Origin of the sequence: Curtobacterium sp. P97, from assembly GCF_023712445.1 — a bacterium.
In the GTDB taxonomy this organism is placed as follows: domain Bacteria; phylum Actinomycetota; class Actinomycetes; order Actinomycetales; family Microbacteriaceae; genus Curtobacterium.
In genome coordinates, this window is record NZ_JAMAYF010000003.1 from 130013 (window position 1) to 153187 (window position 23175).

The window sequence follows — 23175 nt, forward strand, 5'->3', positions numbered from 1 at the left end:
CGCCGGCACGGGCGCCGCCGGCACGGGCGCCGCCGGCGTGGGCGCCGCATGCGTGGGCGGGCGGAACACGCGACGCGGTGTGGTCGGGTGGAATCGGATCGGGTGCTGGCGCGAGTGGGCGGAACACGCGACGTGCGCCTCCCGACCTCATCCGGATCCGCCCGCTCGGGGTGAGAGCAGCAACAGACCGGATCCGCCCGCTCCGGGCCGCACGCACCGGTCCTCGGCAAGGCACGAGTCCTGCACACCTCGCTCCGTCCGGCGCCCATCCACAGCTCGACAGCACCCGCCACGGCCGACCTGGACGATCAGGCACGCTGCCCGCATGTCCATCGCCGACCACTTCCCGCCGCCGCTCCGCGGACGCCCCTTCCGCGTCCGCGAGGCACTGCACCGCGGTGTCCCGGCGAGCCGACTCCGCTCACGACGGCTCTGCCGCCCCTTCCACGGCACACGGTGCTGGACCCCACCCACCTCCCACGCGGACCGTGCACGCGCGGTCGCTCCACGGCTCCGGTACGACCAGGCGTTCAGTCACACGACCGCAGCGCACCTCCTCGGCATACCGCTCCCACGCAGACTCGAGGCAGACCGACGCATCCACGTGACCACCATCGGCAAGGACCAGGCCATCCGCGTGCGCGGGACCGTCGGCCACCGAACCAGGGCACACCTCGCGAACGTCGTCCGTTCCGGGACCACCCCGATCGTGGACCCGGCCACCACCTTCGTCGTGCTGGCAGCGTTCCTCACGGTCGACGAACTCGTCATCGCCGGCGACGCGTTGGTCGGATGGCTGAACTGGTGCACGGTCGACGAACTCAGGGCCGTCGTCCGCCGCCACCGCGGCGGGCGGCACGTCCGCAAGGCACGCGCCGCGCTCGCCGAGGTGCGCCCGGGCTCGCGGAGCCCGGGCGAGACACGTCTCCGACTGGTCCTGGTCCGGCGCGGACTCCCCCTTCCGTCGCTCAACCACGACGTCGTCGTCGGAGGCAGATGGGTCGCCTGCGTGGACCTGGCCTACCCGGACGCGAGGGTCGCGATCGAGTACGAGAGCGACCTCCACCGATCCGACCCGCAGGTGTTCCGCAAGGACCTGACACGCGGCGAGCGACTGAAGGACGTCGACTGGTGGCTGATCCGGGCCACAGCGGATGACGTCGGTCCGCTCGCCGACGACTTCGTGGAGCGCATCCGGCGGCTGCTCACGACGGGCACGGCCGGGAGGCACGACACGCGGTCCCGACATCCCGTTGCGACGTTCACGTGAACATTGGTTGACGCTTCAACCAAACAGGTGCACAATGGGCTACAGTTCGAATCGATGCAGGCGCATGAAGATGCTCGCCTGGTCGGGAACCGCAGACCAACGCTCTCGTAAGGAGTCACCATGACGCTCAACGCCTCCGCCATCCCGGGCTACCAGACCGGTACCTGGAAGATCGACCCGACCCACTCCGAGGTCACCTTCTCCGTTCGCCACCTCGCGATCAGCAAGGTCAAGGGCTCCTTCGAGCGCTTCGACGCGACGCTCGTCACCGCCGAGAACCCGCTCGACACGACCCTCGAGGCCTCGATCGATGTCGCGAGCATCAACACGAACCAGGCGCAGCGCGATCAGCACCTCGCCACCGGTGACTTCTTCCTCACCGAGGAGCACCCGCAGATGACCTTCAAGTCGACCGGCATCCGCGAGGACGGCGACGACATGCTCATCGACGGTGAGCTCTCGCTCCGCGGCGTGACCAAGAACGTCACGCTGAAGACCGAGTTCGGTGGCGTGACCACCGACGGCTACGGCCAGGTCAAGCTCGGCGCCGAGGCGACCACGAAGATCGACCGCACCGAGTTCGGCGTGAACTGGAACGCGGCGCTCGAGGCCGGCGGCTTCACGCTCGGCAACGACGTCACCATCAACCTCGACGTGCAGTTCGTCCTCCAGGCGGCCTGACCTCCGGGTCACTGAACCACGGCTGTCGCCCCGCCCGAGCGCGGGGACGACGGCCGCGGACACCGAACGAAGTACCTGCAGTACCCGGCGAACGGCCCGGCTCCTCCCCCACGGAGCCGGGCCGTTCCGCGTTCCCGATGGCCCGGTCCGTGATCGGTGAGCCGGCCGGACGCCCGCCCGTGAACTCGAGCGGGCCATTCCTGTGACCACCGTTGCCCTGCATGCGCCGATCCCGTCCGCTCAGGCACGAGCGGGCCATTCCCGCAGCCGTCCCCGCCGCCGCGTACCGATTCCGCCCGCCCGAGCACGAGCGGGTGTTTCCGTCGCTGCCGGCTCGACCTCGACGCCGGATTAGCCCGACCGTCGCGATGACCGACCGCTTTCGGCCCGCAGACGACACCGAGCGCTGCCCCGCACGCGCACAGAGCTAGCGAGCGGGCGTAGCGTGTCGCCTGTTCAGCGCGGGAATCGCCCGTCCGTCGGTCCCGTTGCACCTCGCACCCGCCCCGACCGAAGAGGAGCACCACCATGGCCACCGACTGGATCGCGCTGCAGTCCCTCGCCGCAGCCGAGTTCGGACGCCGCGTCGCTGCAGTGACCGACTGGGAAGCGTCCACTCCCGACTCGGAGTGGACCACGCGCGACCTGGTGACGCACGTCATCGACGAACAGCGATGGATCCCCAAGCTCCTGACGGGGTGCGACTACGCGCAGGCCGAGGCGGACCTCGAACCCATCGGGCAGGACCTCGTCGACGAGTGGGCGAAGTTCGCGGCGGCAGCTTCGAGCGCATGGCAGAACGCGCCCGCTGACACTCCCGTGCACCTCAGCACCGACGTGGTCCGTGCAGACGAGTACCTGACCGAGCAGACCAGCGACATCACCATCCACACGTGGGACCTCGCGCGCGCGACGGGGACCGACGAAGCGTTGCCCGATGAACTCGTCCGCGCTGTGTGGGAGTACTTCGAGCCGCAGATCCAGGACCTCGCGGCGACCGGGCTGTACGCCGCGCCGGTCGAGGTCGACGAGGATGCGCCGCTGCAGATCCGCCTGCTCGCGGTCACAGGTCGCGATGCCAGGGTGAACGCCTGACGCGTCTTTCCGCCCGTTCGACACCGAGGGACGGAATCGGCGGCAGCACGCCAGTGGGCGGAACCAGCGGCAGCGTGAGCGCACGCGAGGAATATCCGCCCGCTCGTCGTTCGGCAGGCCTGACGCCTGACGCCTGGCAGCCCGACACGACGACGATGACAGCACTCATCCAACAGGAACCGCCCGCCGGACACCCGGCGGGCGGAATCGACGAAGGAGCCATCACGAACGCAGCAGACAACGCCCGCTCGACCGCCTCGACCGACGCCCACGGACGCCACGGAGCCGCCGAAGAGACCGCAACCCCCGGAACGACCGGAACCCCCGGAACGACCGGAACCACCGCCTCGACCGACGCCCCCGACGCCGCCGGGTCCTCGGTGCGCACGACCCGCCTCGGGCGCACGGGCCTCGAGATCAGCCGCATCGTCCTCGGCATGATGTCCTACGGCAAGCCGGACCAGGGTGCCCACCCGTGGAGCGTCGACATCGACGACGCCCGCCCGTTCGTCCGCCGTGCCTACGAGGCCGGCATCACCTCGTTCGACACCGCCAACGTCTACTCGGCCGGCTCGAGCGAGGAGATCACCGGGCAGCTCCTCAAGGAGATCGCCCCGCGGGAGGAGGTCCAGGTCTTCACCAAGGTCTTCAACCGCATGCGCCCCGGTCCGAACGGCGCCGGGCTCTCCCGAGCCGCGATCATGCACGAGATCGACGCCTCGCTGACCCGGCTCGGCACGGACTACGTGGACCTGTACCAGATCCACCGGTTCGACCCGCACACGCCGATCGAGGAGACCATGGAGGCGCTCCACGACGTCGTCAAGGCCGGCAAGGCGCGCTACATCGGCGCGAGCAGCATGTGGGCGTGGCAGTTCGCGCAGATGCAGCACACCGCCGAGCTGCACGGGTGGACGAAGTTCGTCAGCATGCAGGACCAGTACAACCTCCTCGAGCGTGAGGAGGAGCGCGAGATGCACCCGTTCGCGCAGGCGACCGGCGTCGGTGTCATCCCGTGGAGCCCACTGGCCCGCGGCAAGGTGACCCGCCCGTGGGACGCCCAGGGTTCGGGCAGCCGCTCGGACACGGACGAGTTCGGCAAGACGCTGTACCGCCAGGACGAGGACGCGAACCGTGCCGTCGTCGACGCGGTCCAGCAGGTCGCCGAGGCCCGCGGCGCGAGCATGGCGCAGGTCGCCCTGGCGTGGGTGGCCGGCAAGCCCGCCGTCACCGCGCCGATCATCGGCGCGACGAAGGAGCACCACATCGACGACGCCGTGGCGGCGGTCGCGATGGAGCTGACGCCCGATGAGGTGTCGCGACTCGAGTCCGCCTACACCCCGCGGGTGCCGTCCGGTTTCTGACGCGACCCGACGACGGACGGGAGGCGCGGTGCCAGCTGGCACCGCGCCTCCCGTCCGTCAGGTCAGTCAGTCCGGCAACGCCGCACGGACGGCGCACCGTTCAGGCGGTCGCGTCCTGACGCGATTCCTGCTCCAACCGGGCGATCCGGACGAGTGCCGCGCGCTCGGTGCCCGGGGTCGTCCCCAGCACCGCGCCGATGCCGTCGAGCACCACGCCGGCGACCTGCCGCACCGGCAGCTGCACGGGCCCGACCCCGGGCGTCCGCAGCGCGAGCATCGACCGGTGCCGCGGGTCGAGCGATGCGACCGCTCCGTCGAACAACGCCCGGTAGCCCGGTCGGAGGAGCCTGGCGAGCGGGGGGTCCTTGATGAACCGGACCACGTCGTGCGTCCGGGCGTCGGCCTTGAGTTCGCCGCGGTCGAGGTACCCGTTCATCTGTGCCCGGAGTTCGGCGTCCGACTCCGGAGCGTCCTCGACCCCCATCAGTCGCCCGGCGACCGCCCACTCGCGCACGTAGGCGTCGGCGCCGCCCGGGATGGGCTTGCCCCACACCTGGGCGCTCCGCAGGAAGGCATCGGTGAAGGCGAGGTGCACCCACCGCGCCAGGTCGGGGTCGTTCGCGGCGTACGGCCTCGTCACGCCGTGGCCGTCGACGTACTCGCCGACCACCCGCTCGTGGAGCTTCCGCACCCACTGGCTGGCGTGCGTGGCCTGCTGCGTGTCGCCGTGCGAGACCGTGTAGATCCACCGGATGGTGCCGGCGAGGCGGCCGAACGGGTCCTCGCGGTAGCGCGAGTGGTCGGCCACCCCGGCGAGGGCCCCGGGGTGCAGCGCCTGCACGAGCAGCGCCCGGACCCCCGCGAGCACGGTGTGGTTGCCGCCGTGCACGGCCCAGGTCGCGGAGCCCGGGCCGAAGAAGCCCGCGTCGGAGCCCTGTTCGAGCTCGTCGATCCAGGCGGGACGCTCGGTCGCGCCGTTGGTGAAGGTGTCGTTGAGGCGGGAGCGGAACGCGTCGGACACGGAAGCCATGCACCCATCGTCCGTCGTGCCCCTGACAACGAGCACGGCTCCGCCGGTAGGTTGGCCGAGTGAGCATCGACACGCCTCGTCCCTGGCTTGCCTCGTACGCCCCGGGGGTCCCGCACGACATCGACGAGCCCACGGGCTCGCTCTCCGACATCGTGGAGCAGTCCGCGGACCGCTTCCCGGGGAAGGTGGCGCTCGAGTTCTTCGGCAGGACGACGTCGTACGCCGACCTGCAGGAGCAGATCCTGCGGGCCGCGAACGGCCTGCGGAAGCTCGGCGTCGGTGCCGGCGACCGGGTGGCGATCGTGCTGCCGAACTGCCCGCAGCACGTGGTGGCGTTCTACGCGGTGCTCCGACTCGGCGCGATCGTCGTCGAGCACAACCCGCTCTACACGGCGCGCGAGCTCCGGCACCAGTTCGAGGACCACGGCGCGAAGGTCGCGATCGCGTGGGACAAGTCCGTCTCCACGCTCCAGGACTTCCCCGCAGACCTGCGCCTCGACGCGATCGTCTCCGTCGACCTGACGCGCGCGATGCCCCGTGCGACCCGCATCGCCCTGTCGCTGCCGGTGGCCAAGGCCCGCGAGTCGCGCGCGAAGCTCACCACGAGCGTGCGTGGCACGACGAAGTGGGACGACCTCGTCTCGACGCGCAAGCTGTCGAAGCGTCACCCGCGCCCGGCCACCACCGACGTCGCGCTCATCCAGTACACGTCCGGTACCACCGGGGTGCCGAAGGGTGCGGTGCTGAGCCACCGGAACCTGCTCGCCAACGCCGCGCAGGCACGGGCGTGGGTCCCGACGATCCGCCGGGGCGACAACACGGTGTACGCGGTGCTGCCGATGTTCCACGCCTACGGCCTGACGCTGTGCCTGACCTTCGCGATGAGCATGGCCTCGCGGCTGGTGCTCTTCCCGGCGTTCGACCCGGCACTCGTCCTCAAGGCGATGAAGAAGCACCCGCCGACGTTCCTGCCGGCCGTGCCGCCGATCTACACCCGACTGCAGCACGCGGCGGACTCGGCGAAGGTGTCGCTGCAGGGCATCGAGATCGGCATCTCGGGCGCCATGCCGCTGTCGCAGAGCGTCGTCGAGCCGTGGGAGGCCCGGACCGGCGGCTACCTCGTCGAGGGCTACGGCCTGTCCGAGTGCTCCCCCGTCCTCATGGCGAACCCGGTCTCCCCGGAGCGTCGCCTCGGCGCGATCGGACTGCCGCTGTCGTCCACCGAGGCCCGCGTGGTCGACCCGGACGACCAGACGAAGGTGCTCGGCACGGGCGAGGCCGGCGAGCTGCAGGTCAGGGGCCCGCAGGTGTTCCGCGGCTACTGGGGCAAGGCCGAGGCCACCGACGAGGTCTTCACGCCCGACGGCTGGTTCCGCACCGGTGACGTCGTGTCGATCGACGCGGACGGCTTCGTCAGCATCGTCGACCGGCTCAAGGAGCTCATCATCACCGGCGGCTTCAACGTCTCGCCGTCCGAGGTCGAGGACGCCCTGCTCAAGCACTCCAGCGTGCGCGAGGTCGCCGTCGTCGGCATCACGCAGGGCGGCAACGAGCAGGTCGTCGCGGCGGTCGTGCCGAAGGACCGGGCGTCGTTCGACGCCGAGGCGCTCCGTGCGTGGTCGCGCGAGCAGCTCGCGGCCTACAAGGTGCCGCGGCGCATCGTCGTGGTGGATGACCTGCCGCGCTCGATGATCGGCAAGGTGCTCCGCCGCAAGGTGCGGGACCAGATCACCGCGAAGTAGGCGGGCCGCTCCGTCGCGGGACCGCGAGCAGCGCGAGGCCGACGACGACGAGCGCGACCCCGAGCCACCCGGCACCGCCGAGGTGTTCGCCGACCACGAGCACGGCGAGCACCGCGGCGACCACGGGCTCGAACAGCGACAGCAGTGTCGCGACCGAGGCGCTGACCCGCCGCAGCCCGACCGCGTACAGCGAGTGTCCGAGCACCGTCGGCACGAGCGCGAGGTACACGAACACGGGCCAGTTCGCCCCGACGACGAGCGCGTCACGTCCCGCGACCGCCGCGAGCACCACGAGCGGGACGGCAGCCAGCCCGAACACGGCGCCGACCACCCCGCGCCCGCCGGCACCGGCCGCACTGCCCGACACGGCGGTCGGCAGTGCCGGCGGCACCGGGGCCGGCCGGGTCGCCGCGTGCATCCCCCGCGCGACCGCCCACGAGTAGGTGGCGTACGTCAGTCCGGCGAGCAGTGCGCTGCCGAGCCCGAGCAGCAGGGACCCGTCGCCCGGCGCCGCCGTCCTCGCGAGCGTCACGACGACCATGCCGACCACGCCCACCAGGGTGGCGACGACCCAGCGACCGGTGACGCGCCTCCCGTCCGCCGCCCACTCCACGATGCCCGCGAAGAGCGGCGACGACCCGATGGCCACCGTCGTGCCGAGCGCGACCCCCGCGTCCGCGAGCGCTGCGTAGAACGCGACCGCGTACACGACGAGCGAGACCGCGCCGAGCAGCACCCAGCTCCGTGCACCGGGTCGGACGACCGCGCGCAGCGCGGAGCGACCCGTCGTCGCGGCGAGGACGAGCCCGCCGAGACCGAACGTGACCGCACCGAAGACGAACGCGGGAACGCCGGGTGCGAAGTGGGTCGCGGTCCCCGTCGTCCCCCACACGGCGGCGGCGACGAGGACCGCCACGGGGCCGCCCACCGGACGGGAGGCACGACCCACCGCCGCCGGGTCGGTCACGACACGTGGACCGTCGGCCGCCGCCGGGTCGGTCACGACACGTGGACGGTCGGCCGCCGGTGCACGTCCGGCTCCGCCTCGCGCAGGACCTCGCGCGTCACCGGGGCGACGTCGCCGACCCCGGTGAACACGAAGCGCAGGGCGTTCTGGATCGGACTGCCCTCGTTCCACTCGAAGTAGATGCTCGGCACGACGCCGGCGATGTCCCGCACGGCGAGCAGCGTCGACGCGATGGTGTTCGGCACGTTGCCGGACCGGACGCGCAGGACACGGTGGCCCTGCACGACGTGTCCCTCGACGACCAGGTCCTCCTCGAAGTCGGACGAGTCGGCTGGCAGCACCTCGAGGAACATCGTCGGCACGCGCGCGGGGATGCCCGAGTCGCGGCGTTCCTCGCGCCCCTTCGACCGGTAGGCCTCGGCGGTCCCGGCGCCCGGCTCGTTGGCGATGATGCAGACGGAGCTGAACTGGTCGGCGTCGGCCTCGATGAACTGCCGGGCGGTCGCGTCCAGCTCGATCGACGACGCCCGGAGCTCGAACGACCGCCGCACACGGGACACCAGCGACACGACGACGATGGCGATGATGAAGACCGCGGCGATGCGGACACCGTCCGGACGTTCGATGACGTTCGCGACCGTGGTGTAGACGAACACCACCGCGATGACCCCGAAGCCGATCGTCCGCTTCTTCTGCTGCCGCCGCCGAGCCGACAGCGTCACCGCGACGGCCGCGCTGGTGATGAGCACGAGGACACCCGTGGCGTAGGCGCCGCCCTGCGCGTCGACGTTCGCCTCGAAGATGATCGTGATCGCGAAGGCGATGAGCGTGAAGATGATCACGAGCGGCCGGGTCGCACGCGCCCACTGCGGCGCCATGCCGTAGCGGGGCAGGAAGCGCGGCACGAGGTTGAGCAGACCGGCCATCGCGCTCGCGCCCGCGAACCACAGGATCGCCACCGTCGACACGTCGTAGACCGACCCGAAGACGTTGCCGAGGTACTCGTGCGCCAGGAACGCCAGGGCGCGACCGTTCGCGCCGCCGCCCGGCTGGAACTCCTGCTGCGGGATGAGGAAGGTCGTGGCGATCGAGGACGTGATGAGGAACGTGCTCATGATGATCGCGGCGGTCGTCAGCAGGCGCTTCGTGCCGCGGATCCGTCCCTCGGGGCGGCCGTCCGGGTCGTCACCGGCCCCGCCGCGCACCTGCGGCATCACCGCCACGCCCGTCTCGAAGCCGGAGAGGCCGAGCGCCAGCTTCGGGAACACGACCAGCGCGATCCCGATCATCACGAGCGGGTTGCTGTGCTGCGCAGTGAGGTTCGACCACCAGTCGCTCGCGACGACGGGACGCTCGAACACGTGCCACAGCGCCACGACGACGACGACCGCGTTGAGCAGGAGGAACACCGCGACGAGCCCGACGGCGATGCCGATGGCCTCCTTGAACCCGCGGAGGAACACGACGCCGAGCAGGAGCAGCAGCACGAGCGTGATCGGCACCGGGATCTCGGTGAACCAGTGCGGCGTGAAGGGGTTCTCGGCGATGTGCGCGGTGGCGTCGGCGGCCGAGAGCGTCATCGTGATCATGAAGTCGGTCACGGCGAACCCGAGCAGCACGAGCACGAAGAGCTTGCCGGCCCACCACGGCAGCAGCTTCTCGAGCATCATGATCGAGCCGGCACCCTTGAAGCTGTCCGACGCGACCCGTCGGTACACGGGCAGGGCGCCGAACAGGGTCACGAGCACGAGCACGATCGTCGCGACGGGCGACAGCAGCCCGGCGGCGAGCGCCGCGATGGCGGGCTGGTATCCGAGCGTCGAGAAGTAGTCGACGCCGGTCAGGCACATGACCCGCCACCACGAGTGGGTCTTCTCGACCTCGACCTGGTGGGGGCCCTGGTGCGAGGCACCCTGGTCGGCTCCGTGCAGCATCCAGCGGCGCAGCCGCTCGCTGCGGTCGGAGGGTCGCCCGGTGGCGCCGCCCTGGGCGGCACGCTCGGCTTCGGTCGCGGTCACGAGAGTCGATGGTAAGCGGTCCCGACGACCCTCGGGCACCCCACGACCGGGTCTGTGGACGGCGCCTCAGCCCGCGCTGATCCTGGTGTACTTCCGCACCGACAGCGGCACGAACACCACGAGCAGCACCACGATCCCGATCAGCACCGTCACGACCGGGTGCTGCATCGTCCAGACGTCGGGGACGGGAGCCGTGCCGACGTTGCCGAACAGCTCCCGTGCGGCCTGCACGAGCGACGACACGGGGTTCCACTCGGCGAACACCCGCAGCACGAGCGGCATCGTCTCGCTCGGCACGAAGGCGTTCGAGATGAACGTCAGGGGGAACAGCACCATGAAGGACGCGTTGTTGATGACCTCCGGCGTCCGGACGCTCATCCCGAGCAGCGCCATCACCCAGCTGAACGCGTAGCTGAAGAGCAGGAGCAGCCCGACCCCGGCGAGGAACTCGTGCGGTGCGGACCCGACCCGCCACCCGACCGCCAGCCCGGTCAGCATCATGATCACCATCGAGATCGCGTTGAGCACCAGGTCCGAGTTCGTGCGCCCGACGAGCACCGCCGACGCCGACATCGGCAGGGTCCGGAAGCGGTCGATCAGGCCCTCCTTGAGGTCCTGCGCCATCGCCGACCCCGAGAAGGTCGCCCCGAACACGACGGTCTGCGCGAAGATCCCCGCCATCAGGAACTGCGTGTAGTCGGTCCCCCGCACCTGGATCGCCCCGCCGTAGACCTGGCTGAAGAGCAGCACGAACATGATCGGCTGCAGCACCGCGAAGACGAGCATGTCCGGGGACCGCTTGATCTTCGTCAGGTTCCGTCGCGTGACGGTCCAGCCGTCCTCGAACCAGATCGCGACGGGCGAGGTCACGACCACCGGCAGCTGCTGCCGCGACGCGCCGACGGCGGTCACCGGACACGCTCCGGGGTGCTGTCGCTCATGTCCCCCGCGGCTCCCACCGTGTCGCGTCGCCCCGGCCGGGAGGCACGTCCCGCCCCCGCCCCGCCGCCACCGTCCGGCGCGTCCTCCTCGTCCGCCGTGGCGGCGTGTCCCGTCAGGCGCAGGAAGACGTCGTCCAGCGTCGGGCGTCGCATGCCGGCGTCGTGCAGCCGGATGCCCGCCTCGCCCAGGTCGGCGAGGACCCGCTGGAGCGCCTGCGGTCCGGCCTCGACCGCGATGCCGGAGGTGCGCCCGTCGGCCGACGTCTCCACGTCCCCGACGCCGTGGCGGCGCAGGGCGGTGACCACGGCCTCCCGGTCGTCCTCGTCCACCAGGGTGACCACCACGCGGTGTCCACCGACCTGTGCCTTGAGCTGGTCGGCGGTGCCCTCGGCGATCACCCGTCCGTCGTCGATCACGGCGATGTCGTCGGCGAGCTGGTCGGCCTCCTCGAGGTACTGCGTCGTGAGCAGCACGGTGGCGCCGTCGCCGACCAGGCCCTCGATGATCGCCCAGAGGGCCAGGCGACTCCGGGGATCCAGTCCGGTGGTCGGCTCGTCGAGGAACAGCACGCGCGGGTTCGTGACGAGCGCACCGGCGAGGTCGATGCGCCGACGCATGCCGCCGGAGAAGCCCTTCACGGGTCGGTCTCCGGCCTCGGACAGGTCGAACACCTCGATGAGTTCGCGCGCCCGCTGCCGCGCTGCCCGTCGACCGAGGTGGTACAGCCGGCCGATCATCTCGAGGTTCTCGGCCCCGGTGAGGTTCTCATCGACAGCGGCGTACTGCCCCGAGACACCGATGGACCGGCGGGTGGCCTGCGGGTCGGCGACCACGTCGATGCCGTCGATCGTCGCCCGGCCGGAATCCGGGGTGACGAGCGTCGTGAGGACCTTCACGGTGGTGGTCTTGCCCGCGCCGTTCGGTCCGAGCAGCGCCGTGACGGTGCCCTCGGGGACGGACAGGTCGAGCCCGGCCAGTGCGTGCACCGGACCCGAGCGCGATCGGTAGGTCTTGGTCAGCCCGGAGGCTTCGATGATGGCCATGTCGCTCCCTCGTCGGCCACGTCGGTGTGGTGTGGGGTCGGAGGGAGCGACGACGTCACTCAGACGTCGAAGTCACCACCGAAGTCGCCGAAGCCGCCGCCGCCGAAGTCTCCGCCGCCGTCGTCCCAGCCCGCGTTCTCGTACCCGCCGCCGTCGAACGCGCCCGCATCGGACGCCCCGCCGTCACCGGAGTCGGCACCAGTGTCCTCCGAACCGCCGTCGCCCGCAGCATCGGTACCGCCGTCGAACGATCCGGCGTCGGGCAGGAAGGCGCTCATGATCGCCGAGCCGATGACGTACCCGGCGACCGTGCCGAGGATCGAGGCGCCGATCATCCGGCCGAACGACGGACCACCGCGCTGACCCATCGCTCCCGCGCCGCCGTTCATGCCACCGAGCGAGCGCTCCATGAAGCCGGGCTGCCGGATCTCCGAGCGGGTCGCCGCCTGGGCGAGGGACCGCGGGTCGTCCCCGCGGGGGGCCTCGCCGTCCGGGGCGCTGCGGGTGAACTCGTCGTAGACCATCCGACGCTGCTCGGGCGTCAGGGTCGCGAAGGCCTCGGCGTGGACCTCCTCGATGCGCTCCGGCGGCGCCGTGCGGAGCAGGTAGCGGTAGCGCTCGACGGCGCGCTCGTCGTCGGTGGACGCTGCACCCTGCGGTCCGCCCGGCTGCTGTCCGCCGTACTGCTGGCCGCCGTACTGCTGTCCGCTGGGCTGAGCGGGACCGCCCCACTGCGGGGTCCCGTACTGCTGGCCGCCGTACTGCTGGCCCTGCTGGGTCCCGTACTGCTGTCCCTGCTGGACGGGCGGCACCTGGTACGACTGCTGTCCGTACCGGTAGCCCTGCTGCTGCGGCTGCTGCTGCGGCTGGCCCCACCCGCCCTGCTGGTCGCGGTCGCGCTCGGGACGGCCGAGCAGTCGGTCGAGGAATCCCATGTCGTTGCTCCTTCGGTGCGGTCCGCCCCGGTCGGGAGGGTCCGTCGGTGCCACCCTAGGGAGCGCCGGCGACCGCTGACTGTGCGACCGCACAGAACTGGCCGAGAGCGGTGTCAGCGCGCGCCGAGCGCCGTCGACCCGGCCGTGGAGCGCGCGTCGGCGGCACCCGGGCGGGCGACGAGGACGGGGCTCCCGCCACGGCCACGAGCGCCGGCGACTGCTCAGGCGCGCCCGCGACCCCGCCGCCCGGTGCGGAGGACGAGCCCGACGAGCAGCCGCCACCCCAGCAGGAAGACCGCGAGCGAGATCGTCGCGACGATGACGAACGACAGGGGCAGCGGATCCCCCGCGACGTCGCCCTGCCCGGTCAGCACGCGGAGCAGCATCCCGATCGCGACCGTCGCCACCCACACCACCACACCGGTCGGCCACACCCTGAGCGGACGCCGCCAACCGCGCACGACCAGGTACCCGACGAGCCAGCCGGCCAGGAACGGGTACGCCGTCGTCCACAGTCCGGTGAGCGACGAGGCCTCGGCGTGGGAGGACCGCCCGATGAGCGCGAAGGCGACGATGAGGACGATGTCGACGACGGCTGCGAGCCAGCCCCAGGTGCGAGTCACCCGACCATTCTCGCGCGGTCGGAGCGCTGCTCGTGACCCCCGCCCGGTCGTCGCACCCACCCCGTCGTGACCCTGCGCCGTCGTTGCCCTGCCCGTCGTGACCCAGTCCTGCCGGGGCCCGCGCTCAGAACAGCCCGGGGCGACCGTTCTCCTCCGGCAGGTCGAACCCGCGGAACATGTCGGACACGAGCGCCGCGATCTGCGGTTCGACCAGGCGTTCGACGGCCTCGGCGATCCGCGGACGGTGCTCGACGAGGGCCAGGCACACGGCCGTCCCCGTGGCGCGCGCACACTCGTCGGACAGGGCGATCTCGTGCCGCAGTGCGGCCTTCGCCTCGTCGGACAGCGGTTCGCGCGGCGTCTGTTCCCCCGCCCCCGTGCCGGTCATCTCGTCGAGGGTGAACAGGAACGGCTCCCCGGGCGACGGCTCCGGGTCCACGTCGAGTCCCTGGAACTCCGGCGACAGGCCCTCGGTCGGCTGGTAGCCCGCGTGCCGCTTCCGCGCGGCGGCCCGTTCGAGCTCACGGTGCAGCAGCGGGAGGTTCTTCGCGGTGTACTCGTCGACGGCGTCCTCGACGATGGTCGAGATCCGACCGATCAACGCGTGCTGGACGGCGTGCGGCACGTCCGGGCCGAAGCCCGCTGCCGAGGCGATCGGAGAACCGGTGCACTTCCGGCAGATCCGCGTCCGCGGGCGGGCGGTCCCGATCTGCCAGCGCGGCAGCCAGCGCAACCACACGTCGACCGCGCTCCGCACGCGACCGTCGATGCCGTCCATCCCTCAACAGTAGGCCGCGCGGCGCGGTTGCCCCCGGAGCGCGCCCGAGCGGGCGGAAACGCGCCGCGCTCGCCGAGCGGCCCGCACGTTCCGCCCCCTCGTCGGCCCGGCGCGGTGCGGCGAGCGGCCAGGTGTGCCGCGAGCGGGCGGAAACGCCTGCCGGACCGGTCGCGCAGGTGCGAGTTCCGCCCGCTCGGGTGAGCGTCCGGCACCACCCGGCGAGCGGGCGGAACGGCCGAGCAGCCCTGCGCGGACCTGCGCGTTCCGCCCTCTCGCGCTCGGTACCGGACGCGCGAGCGGACACGTCGCGCGAGCGGGCGGGACCGGCGACCGGACCGGGCGCGGGAGTACGCGTTCCGCCCGCTCGCGATGGCCGCCGGACGCGGGGGCCGGCGAACGGACGGAACCGGCGACCGGACCGGGCGCGGGAGTACGCGTTCCGCCCGCTCGCGATGGTCGCCGGACGCGGGGGCCGGCGAGCGGGAAGGAACCGGCGACCGGACCGGGCGCGGGAGTACGCGATCCGCCCGCTCGCGATGGCCGCCGGACGCGGGCGCCGGCGAGCGGGAAGGAACGGCAGCAGGGGTGGTCCGCCCCCGCCGGTTCCGCCCGCTCGGCGAACGGGACGGACGGGAGGCGCGGGTCGGCCCAGCCTCGGTCGATCCGGCCCCGGGTGGTGCCGTGCTCAGGCCCGCGGCTCGGTCACGAAGTCGATGAGCTCCTCGACGCGCCCGAGCAGCTGTGGCTCCAGGTCGTTGAAGGTCCGGACCTGCCCGAGGATCCGCTGCCATGCACGGGCGACGTCGGCCTGCTCCGCGGCGGGCCACCCGAGGTGCTGCAGGATGCCCTTCTTCCACTCGATCGAGCGCGGGATCGTCGGCCACGCCTCGAGCCCGAGGCGCGCCGGCTTCACCGACTGCCAGACGTCGACGAACGGGTGCCCGACGACGAGGACGTGCGCGCCCCACTTCCCGCGCATCACGGCGTCGGCGAACCGGGACTCCTTCGACCCCGGGACGAGGTGGTCGACGAGCACCCCGACGCGACGCTCTCGGGTGGGCCGGAACTCGTCGAGCACGTCGGCCAGGTTGTCGACGCCCTCCAGGTACTCGACGACGACGCCCTCGACACGGAGGTCGGCGCCCCAGACCTTCTCCACGAGCTCGGCGTCGTGCCTGCCCTCGACCATGATCCGCGAGGGCAGCGCCACTCGTGCCCGCTGCTGCTCGACGGCGAACGAACCCGACGCGGTCCGGAGGCGACCACCGTCGGTCGTGTGCCGCACGGCGGGCGCGGCCCCGGGCCTCCCGTCCGCACCGGCGGCGCGAGCCGGGGGTGCAGCCGCGGCGGAACGACCGACCGGCGCCTGCGGACGACCGAGGGTGACGAGTTCGCCCTCGAGCAGGAACTGCCCGGTGAAGGGGAAGGCGCGGGTGCGACCCTTCCAGTCCTCCAGGGCGACGTTGCCCGCCTCGAGCCCGACGACGGCGCCCGCCCACCCGGAGTCGGGGTCCTCGAGCACCATGTCGCGTTCGAGCGGCACCTGCCGCACCTTCTTGACGCCCTTCGAGCGCCAGTCGCCCGAGAGCACGTCACTGCCGTACCGGTCGTCGTCCACCCGGGAAGCGTAGTGTCGACGGGTCCCGCAACGGCGCCGGCACCCTGGCGCGTCACGGTACGCGCCGCGTCCACCCCCGATCGGAAGGCCACACCGTGCGCGCAACCGTCATCCACGCCCCTCGCGACATCCGCGTCGAGGAGCGCGACACCCCCGTCCTCATCGAGCCCACCGACGCCGTCGTCAAGGTGACCGCGTCCTGCGTCTGCGGATCGGACCTCTGGCCGTACCGCGGCGTCCGCGGGACCGAGCAGGCCCACACCATCGGGCACGAGTTCGTGGGCGTCGTCGAGTCCGTCGGCGCCGACGTCACGGGCCTGTCCGCCGGCGACTTCGTCATCGCGCCGTTCACGACGAACGACGGCACCTGCCAGGCGTGCACGCACGGCATGACGAGCGGCTGCGAGCACAGCTCGATCTTCGGCGGCACGACCGACGCCTACGGCCACCCGATCGGCGGCGCCCAGTCGGAGTACGTCCGGGTGCCCGACGCCGCGGCGACGCTCGTGAAGGTCCCGGGCCCGGTGGACGACGACCTCGTGCCGTCGCTCCTCACGCTCTCCGACGTCTTCTCGACGGGACACCACGCCGCCGTGTCGGCCGAGGTCGGCCCGGGGAAGACCGTCGTGGTCGTCGGCGACGGCGCGGTCGGCCTGTCCGCGGTGCTCGCCGCCGCGCGCCTGGGCGCCGAGCGCATCATCGCGATGAGCCGGCACGCGGACCGCCAGGCACTGGCGCGGGAGTTCGGGGCGACCGACGTCGTCGAGACCCGCGGCGAGGAGGGCATCGCCGCCGTGCGCGAACTGCTCGGCGGGGAGCTCGCCGACTGCGCCCTCGAGGCCGTCGGTACCGCGGAGAGCATGGACCAGGCGCTGCGGGTCGTCCGCCCCGGCGGCAACGTCGGCTACGTCGGGGTCCCCGCGGGTGCACCCGAGCTGCCGATGCCCTTCCTGTTCGCGAAGAACATCACCGTGGGTGGCGGGATGGCCCCCGCCCGCGCGTACATCGAGGAGCTGCTGCCCGACGTGCTCTCGCGGACGATCGAGCCGGGCCGGGTGTTCGACCTCGAGCTGCCCCTCGACCAGGCCGCCGAGGCGTACGCGGCGATGGACGAGCGGCGCGCGATCAAGGTGCTGCTGCGTCCGTAGCACCGGCCGCGTCGCAGGTCCGGTCCCGCCGCTCGGTGCTCAGTCGCCGGGCGGCGGGACCGTGATCTGCTGGACGTCCGGCGCGAACTCCCGGAGGCACGCCGATGCCACCTCCGTGAACTCCGGCTCGTCCTCACGGTCGAACCGGCCGCTGCCGTGCTGTCCGGGGAAGTCCGGGTAGCCGCGCTCGCGGATGCAGGCGTCCGCGGCCTCGTACTGGCGATCCCACTCCCGCAGCTGCGCCTCGTCCGCACGCGGGATCCCCACTGCCGTCGAGCAGGCTCCCGCTGCCTCCGAGAACGCCGCTTCGTCGGCTCCCGAGGGTACCTTCGACAGACCGGACTCGGCCTGACGGTCGGTGACGTCCTCGACGTCGTAGCCCTTCCCGCGCATGCAGGCGGACCACCGTTCACCGGCCCCGGCGGTCGCGCGGTCGTCCGGCGGCGGGGCAGTGCCCGCACACGCGGTCAGCGCGGCCGACGCCGCGATGATCGAGGTCAGCAGGACGGCGTCGCGCGCAGCGCGGCGGAACAGCGAGGGAGTCACGGGTCGAGCGTCCCGCAGCGGCTGTTTCGCGAGCGTTACGCGTCGCGGACCGCGAGCACCCGGTGCGGCGCCGCCCGCTCGGCGGTCCACCCCGCGGGGAGCGCCTCCTGCAGCTCCGGCACGGTGAACGACCGGCGGATGGAGCGGAGCCCGTCCACCCGGACGAACGTCCCGGCGGACACGAGCGGGGATGCCAGCGCGTACGCGCGGTAGGCCTGCCGCGACCGACGGATGTCCGAGTGGAGGCTCCGACCGGTGGCCAGCTGCTCGGAGTCCGACAGGAAGGCCGCTCGGGCGTCGTCGTCCAGGTGGTGCAGCACGTGGTTCGACACGACGACGTCGAACCGCTCCCCCGCGGCGACGAGGTCCGTGCTCGACGCCTGCCGGAAGGTCACCCCGCGCGCTGTCGACCGTCGGGCTGCAGCGATGGCGCGATCGTCCGGGTCGACCCCGACGACCTCGAGCGAGAGCCCGTCACTGCCCGCCCACCGCACGAGCGAGCGTGCCAGGTCGCCGCCACCGCAGCCGAGGTCGAGCACCCGCGCACGACCGCTCGGTGGCAGCGCGGGGACGACGTGCGTCCGCCAGACCGCCCGCCACCCGCTGACCAGCGCGTTCACCACGGCGAACCGCCGGAACGTCCGGTCGAGCACCCGCGGGTCGCACCCGGGGTCGTCCATCAGCTCCTGCAGGACCGTGTCCCGCTGTCGGAGGTCGACCGCTCGGGCGCCGGGCTCACGTCCGCCGTCCGTACCGCGCACGGTCCGTGGCCGGTCCGTCACGCCTCGACCGCCGTGAGCCTCGCGCTCTCCACCGTCAGCCCGGGACCGAACGCGACGGCCGCGACCGGCGATCCGGGCGCGAGGCCCTGCTCGACGGCGTCGCGGAGCACGAAGAGCACCGTCGCGCTCGACATGTTGCCGTGGTCGCGGAGCACGGCGCGGCTCGACGCGACCGCGCCGTCGGGCAGCTCGAGGGCGTCCTGCGCCCGGTCCAGGATCGCCCGTCCACCGGGGTGCACCGCCCACACCGGCACGTCGGCGAAGGTCTCGCCCTCGCCGAGCAGCGCGGTGACGGCAGCCGGCACGTGCACCCCGACGAGCTTCGGGACGGCGGTGGAGAGCACCATCTCGAAGCCCTCGTCACCGATGTTCCACGCCATCTCGGACGCACCCTCGGGCACCGTCGCCGTCGCGAACCGCTCGATGCGCAGGCCCGGCCCGCCCGCCGCGACGACCGCTGCCGCCGCGCCGTCGCCGAAGACGCTGTTCGCGACGATCTGGTCCGGGTCGTCCGACGCGCGGACGTGCAGGGTGCAGAGTTCCGCGCAGACGACGAGCACGACCGCGTCGGGGTCCGCCTCGGCGAAGGCCGCCGCGATCCGCAGCGCCGGGAAGGCGGCGCAGCACCCCATGAAGCCGATGTGGTGTCGGAACACCCCGGCGGGCAGTCCGAGCTGGTCGACGACGTCGATGTCCGGTCCGGGCTGCGTGAACCCCGTGCACGAGACGGTCACCAGGTGGGTGACGTGGTCCGGTGCCACCCCGGCGCGCTCGACGGCGTCACGGGCGGCCGCGACGAAGAGCGCCGGAGCGAGGTCCCGGTAGCGGTCGTTGCGTGTGCCGGTGGACGGTGAGACGAGCGTTCCGGAGTCCTGTCGGAAGAGGCCGCCGGGCCGCGAGGTGTCGAGCTCCTCGATCACCGTGTGCCGGTGCTCCACGGCGGATGCGTCGAACGCCGCGGGCACGATCCGTGCGCCGAGGCGGCCGAGGCCGGGCTGCCCGGCGAACAGGTCACGCACCGAACCCTGGTCGAGGGTGGTGTCGGGGACGGCGGTCCCGATGGCGCGGATCGTTGCGGTCACGACCCATCCTGTCACCGGGTCGCTGACACGTCCCCAGGTTGGTCCGGTCCGGTCGGTGCCGCGACGGACGCTACGACTGCTGCGCGCGCTCCAGGACCAGCTCGCGGACGCGAGCCGCGTCGGCCTGTCCCTGCATCGCCTTCATGACCGCGCCGATGATCGCGCCGGCTGCTTGGACCTTGCCGTCCTGGATCTTGGCGAGGACGTCCGGCTGGGCGGCGAGCGCCTGGTCGACCGCTGCGGTGAGGGCCGAGTCGTCGGAGACGACCTTGAGCCCTCGGGCCTCGACGACCTGCGCCGGCGACCCCTCGCCCGCGATGACCCCCTCGAGCACCTGGCGCGCCAGACGGTCGGTCAGGTCACCGGACTCGACGAGCGCGATCGTCTCGGCGACGTGCTGCGGCGACACGAGGTCACCCGCTGCGGCGTCCTGCGCGTTCGCGACGCGGCTGATCTCGCCCGTCCACCACTTGCGCGCGGCCTGCGGGGAGGCACCGGCGGCGACCGTCGCCTCGACCTCGTCGAGCAGCCCGCCGTTGACGACGTCCTGGAACTCGAGGTCGCTGAAGCCCCAGTCCCCCTTGAGACGGCGGCGACGTGCGACGGGCGCCTCGGGCAGGGATGCCCGGAGTTCCTCGATGACCGCGGGGTCCGGCACGACCGGCAGCAGGTCGGGCTCCGGGAAGTAGCGGTAGTCGTCGGCGTCCGACTTCGGGCGGCCGGCCGAGGTGCGCCCGGTGTCCTCGTGCCAGTGCCGCGTCTCCTGAGTGATCGTGCCACCCGCGGCGAGGATCGCGGCCTGGCGCTGGATCTCGTAGCGGATGGCGCGCTCGACGGCGCGGAACGAGTTGACGTTCTTCGTCTCGGTGCGGGTACCCAGCTTCTCCTGACCCCAGGGGCGCAGCGAGATGTTCGCGTCGCAGCGCAGGTTGCCGCGCTCCATGCGGGCCTCGGAGACGCCGAGCGCGCGGACCAGGTCACGGATGACCTGGACGTACGCGGCGCCGAGCTCGGGAGCACGGTCCTTCGCGCCGAAGATCGGCTTCGTGACGATCTCGACGAGCGGGACGCCGGCGCGGTTGTAGTCGACGAGCGAGTACTCGGCGCCCTGGATGCGACCGGTGGCACCACCGACGTGCGTCAGCTTGCCCGCGTCCTCCTCCATGTGGGCGCGCTCGATCGGCACCTGGAAGATGGTGCCGTCGGCGAGCTCGACCTCGACCTCGCCCTCGAACGCGATCGGCTCGTCGTACTGCGAGATCTGGTAGTTCTTCGGGTTGTCCGGGTAGTAGTAGTTCTTCCGGGCGAACCGCGAGGACTCCGCGATCGAGCAGCCGAGCGCGAGCCCGAGCTGGATCGAGTAGCGCACGGCCTGCTCGTTGACGACCGGCAGCGACCCGGGCAGCCCGAGGTCGACCGGGGTCACGTTCGTGTTGGGCTCGCCACCGAAGAAGTTCGGGGCGTCCGAGAACATCTTGGTCTTCGTCGCGAGTTCGACGTGGACCTCGAAGCCGAGCACCGGCTCGAAGCGCTCGAGCGCCTCGTCGAAGTCCATCAGCGCGTCCTTCTGCGCCATCAGATCACACCTTCCTGCGCAGCGGACTGCTGAGACTGGTCGAGGTCCGGGATGCTGTCGATGAGCGGACGGCCCCACTGCTGCTCGAGCAGGCGCTCGAGCGCGGCGCCGTACCGGTAGAGGCGGGCGTCCTCGCGCTGCGGCGCCATGAGCTGCACACCGGTCGGCAGCGAGTCCTCGGGCGCGAGGCCGTTCGGGATGCTCATGCCGGGCACGCCGGCGAGGTTCGCCGGGATGGTCGTGAGGTCGTTGAGGTACATCGACAGCGGGTCGTCGAGGCGCTCCCCCAGCGGGAAGGCGGTCGTCGGCGCCGACGGGCTGATGAGCAGGTCGACCTGGTCGAACGCCGCCGCGAAGTCGCGCTGCACCAGGGTGCGGACCTTCTGCGCGGACCCGTAGTAGGCGTCGTAGTAGCCGGCGCTGAGCGCGTAGGTGCCGAGGATGATGCGGCGCTTGACCTCGGGGCCGAAGCCGGCCTCACGCGTCGCGGCCATGACGTCCTCGACGGTCGCACCGTTCTCGGGCGTGACGCGCAGGCCGATGCGCACCGAGTCGAACTTGGCGAGGTTCGACGACGCCTCGGCCGGCAGGATCAGGTAGTAGGCGCTGATCGCGTACGCGAACGACGGCGCGGCGATCTCGACGACCTCGGCGCCCGCCTGCTCGAGGATCGCGACCGTCTCCTGGAAGCGCTGCGTGACGCCGGCCTGGAAGCCCTCGCCCCCCGCGAGCTCCTTGACGACGCCGACCTTGAGCCCGCGGAGCGTGTCGGCCTGCAGGCCCTCGCGCGCAGCGGCGGCCATCGACGGCCAGGCGTCAGGGATCGACGTCGAGTCCTTCGGGTCGTGCCCGCCGATGACGTCGTGCAGCAGCGCGGCGTCGAGGACCGTGCGGGACACCGGACCGATCTGGTCGAGCGACGACGCGAGTGCGATCGCGCCGTACCGGCTGACCCCGCCGTAGGTCGGCTTCACACCGACCGTGCCCGTGACGGCACCCGGCTGGCGGATCGAGCCACCGGTGTCGGAGCCGAGGGCGAAGGGGGCCTCGTGCGCGGCGACCGCTGCCGCCGATCCCCCGCCGGACCCGCCGGGGATCCGGTCGAGGTCCCACGGGTTGCGCGTCGGACCGTACGCCGAGAACTCGGTCGTCGAGCCCATCGCGAACTCGTCCATGTTGGTCTTGCCGAGCGGCACGAGACCGGCGGCGCGGAGCTTCGCGACCGGGGTGGCGTCGTAGGGCGGCCGCCAGCCCTCGAGGATCTTCGACCCCGAGGTGGTCGGCATGTCCTGCGTGCACAGGACGTCCTTGATCGCGATCGGCACACCGGCGAGCGCGCCGAGGTCGTCGCCCGCGGCGCGACGCGAGTCGATCGACCGCGCTGCCGCCAGGGCGTTCTCGTTGACGTGCAGGAACGCGTGCACGTCGCCGTCGACCGCGGCGATCCGGTCGAGGTGGGCCTGCGTGGCCTCGACGCTCGAGACGTCGCGCGCCACCAGGGCGTCGGCGAGGGCGGCCGCGCTGAGGCGGGTCAGGTCGTCGGTCACTGCTCTTCTCCCAGGATTGCCGTCACGCGGAACCGTTCGCCGTCGGAGTCGGGCGCGCCGGAGAGCGCCTGCTCCTGGGTCAGCGTCTGCCCCACCACGTCGGGTCGGGTGACGTTGCCGAGCGGCACCGGGTGGCTCGTCGCCGGGACGTCGTCGGTCGCGACCTCGGCGACCTTGGCGACGCTCTCGACGATGTGCGACAGCTCCCCGGTCAGCTTCTCGATCTCGTCGGGCGTGAGTGCGATACGTGCGAGGTTCGCCAGGTGGGCGACCTGCTCGCTCGTGATGTCAGGCATGGTGCTCCGTCGATCGGTTCGTGGAATGCGCACCAGTCTATTGGCCGCGTCCGGCGGCGGCACCACGGTCACCGCGGCTGTGGAGAACCGGC

The 23175-nt window shown here is 72.2% G+C and carries 21 protein-coding genes; 6 read left to right on the top strand and 15 right to left on the bottom strand.

Going from position 1 to position 23175, the window contains the following annotated elements; genetic code table 11:
• The first annotated feature begins 325 nt into the window (after window positions 1-325).
• From M3677_RS04020 to M3677_RS04035, 4 genes are all read left to right on the top strand, one after another.
• Complete coding sequence (locus M3677_RS04020; protein ID WP_251159843.1) at window positions 326-1270, top strand: hypothetical protein; 945 nt, start codon at window positions 326-328, stop codon at window positions 1268-1270.
• Window positions 1271-1390: 120 nt separating this feature from the next.
• Complete coding sequence (locus tag M3677_RS04025; protein WP_066652989.1) at window positions 1391-1951, top strand: YceI family protein; 561 nt, start codon at window positions 1391-1393, stop codon at window positions 1949-1951.
• A 528-nt stretch (window positions 1952-2479) separates the two neighbouring features.
• Window positions 2480-3046 (top strand): TIGR03086 family metal-binding protein, encoded by a 567-nt coding sequence (locus M3677_RS04030; protein ID WP_251159844.1) that lies wholly within the window; start codon window positions 2480-2482, stop codon window positions 3044-3046.
• A 380-nt stretch (window positions 3047-3426) separates the two neighbouring features.
• Entirely contained in the window at window positions 3427-4410 is a 984-nt protein-coding gene (locus M3677_RS04035; protein WP_251159845.1) for an aldo/keto reductase, read from the top strand.
• Window positions 4411-4510: 100 nt separating this feature from the next.
• On the opposite strand, the gene M3677_RS04040 is transcribed toward M3677_RS04035, so the two are convergent.
• Entirely contained in the window at window positions 4511-5440 is a 930-nt protein-coding gene (locus tag M3677_RS04040; RefSeq protein WP_251159846.1) for an oxygenase MpaB family protein, read from the bottom strand.
• 59 nt (window positions 5441-5499) lie between these two features.
• Between M3677_RS04040 and M3677_RS04045 the strand changes: the two genes are divergently transcribed.
• Window positions 5500-7182, top strand: a complete 1683-nt coding sequence (locus M3677_RS04045) for a long-chain-fatty-acid--CoA ligase (RefSeq protein WP_066652982.1) — start codon at window positions 5500-5502, stop codon at window positions 7180-7182.
• Here the strand turns inward: M3677_RS04045 and M3677_RS18320 are convergent.
• The 8 genes from M3677_RS18320 to M3677_RS04085 all read right to left on the bottom strand — a co-directional run bounded on the left by M3677_RS18320 (window position 7169) and on the right by M3677_RS04085 (window position 16106).
• A complete protein-coding gene (locus M3677_RS18320) occupies window positions 7169-8149 on the bottom strand; it encodes an EamA family transporter (RefSeq protein WP_251154741.1) in 981 nt (326 codons plus the stop codon). The genes M3677_RS04045 and M3677_RS18320 overlap by 14 nt on opposite strands.
• Window positions 8150-8181: 32 nt before the next feature.
• Complete coding sequence (locus M3677_RS04055; protein ID WP_251159922.1) at window positions 8182-10083, bottom strand: amino acid transporter; 1902 nt, start codon at window positions 10081-10083, stop codon at window positions 8182-8184.
• A 150-nt stretch (window positions 10084-10233) separates the two neighbouring features.
• Complete coding sequence (locus M3677_RS04060; RefSeq protein WP_200884159.1) at window positions 10234-11049, bottom strand: ABC transporter permease; 816 nt, start codon at window positions 11047-11049, stop codon at window positions 10234-10236.
• 26 nt (window positions 11050-11075) lie between these two features.
• A complete protein-coding gene (locus M3677_RS04065) occupies window positions 11076-12152 on the bottom strand; it encodes an ATP-binding cassette domain-containing protein (protein ID WP_251159847.1) in 1077 nt (358 codons plus the stop codon).
• 59 nt (window positions 12153-12211) lie between these two features.
• Window positions 12212-13087, bottom strand: coding sequence for a hypothetical protein (locus M3677_RS04070; protein WP_251159848.1), 876 nt, complete (start codon window positions 13085-13087; stop codon window positions 12212-12214).
• 221 nt (window positions 13088-13308) lie between these two features.
• Window positions 13309-13710: a DUF3054 domain-containing protein gene (locus M3677_RS04075; RefSeq protein WP_209683558.1), complete on the bottom strand. Its 402-nt coding sequence runs from the start codon at window positions 13708-13710 to the stop codon at window positions 13309-13311.
• Window positions 13711-13834: 124 nt separating this feature from the next.
• A complete protein-coding gene (locus M3677_RS04080; RefSeq protein WP_066652971.1) occupies window positions 13835-14488 on the bottom strand; it encodes a spermidine/putrescine ABC transporter substrate-binding protein in 654 nt (217 codons plus the stop codon).
• A gap of 685 nt (window positions 14489-15173) precedes the next feature.
• Window positions 15174-16106: a DUF3097 domain-containing protein gene (locus M3677_RS04085; protein WP_251154738.1), complete on the bottom strand. Its 933-nt coding sequence runs from the start codon at window positions 16104-16106 to the stop codon at window positions 15174-15176.
• 95 nt (window positions 16107-16201) lie between these two features.
• Between M3677_RS04085 and M3677_RS04090 the strand changes: the two genes are divergently transcribed.
• Window positions 16202-17254, top strand: a complete 1053-nt coding sequence (locus M3677_RS04090) for a zinc-dependent alcohol dehydrogenase family protein (RefSeq protein WP_066652958.1) — start codon at window positions 16202-16204, stop codon at window positions 17252-17254.
• A 39-nt stretch (window positions 17255-17293) separates the two neighbouring features.
• Here the strand turns inward: M3677_RS04090 and M3677_RS04095 are convergent, their stop codons facing one another.
• The 6 genes from M3677_RS04095 to gatC form a co-directional block, all read right to left on the bottom strand.
• Window positions 17294-17800, bottom strand: coding sequence for a hypothetical protein (locus tag M3677_RS04095; RefSeq protein WP_066652955.1), 507 nt, complete (start codon window positions 17798-17800; stop codon window positions 17294-17296).
• Between the two features lie 35 nt (window positions 17801-17835).
• Entirely contained in the window at window positions 17836-18582 is a 747-nt protein-coding gene (locus M3677_RS04100; protein WP_308201964.1) for a methyltransferase domain-containing protein, read from the bottom strand.
• On the bottom strand, window positions 18579-19664 hold the full coding sequence (locus M3677_RS04105) for a type III polyketide synthase (RefSeq protein ID WP_251159849.1): 1086 nt from the start codon (window positions 19662-19664) through the stop codon (window positions 18579-18581). Before M3677_RS04105 ends, M3677_RS04100 begins: the two co-directional genes overlap by 4 nt.
• Before the next feature lie 70 nt (window positions 19665-19734).
• Window positions 19735-21240 carry an Asp-tRNA(Asn)/Glu-tRNA(Gln) amidotransferase subunit GatB gene (gene gatB, locus M3677_RS04110; protein ID WP_066652943.1) on the bottom strand — a complete coding sequence of 502 codons (1506 nt, stop codon included), beginning with the start codon at window positions 21238-21240 and terminating at the stop codon, window positions 19735-19737.
• The gene (gene gatA / locus M3677_RS04115; RefSeq protein ID WP_251159850.1) at window positions 21240-22787 is read right to left on the bottom strand and encodes an Asp-tRNA(Asn)/Glu-tRNA(Gln) amidotransferase subunit GatA; all 1548 of its coding nucleotides are present in this window, start codon (window positions 22785-22787) and stop codon (window positions 21240-21242) included. The genes gatB and gatA overlap by 1 nt, the downstream gene beginning before the upstream one ends.
• The gene (gene gatC / locus M3677_RS04120) at window positions 22784-23083 is read right to left on the bottom strand and encodes an Asp-tRNA(Asn)/Glu-tRNA(Gln) amidotransferase subunit GatC (RefSeq protein ID WP_058728900.1); all 300 of its coding nucleotides are present in this window, start codon (window positions 23081-23083) and stop codon (window positions 22784-22786) included. The genes gatA and gatC overlap by 4 nt, the downstream gene beginning before the upstream one ends.
• Between the last annotated feature and the right edge of the window lie 92 nt (window positions 23084-23175).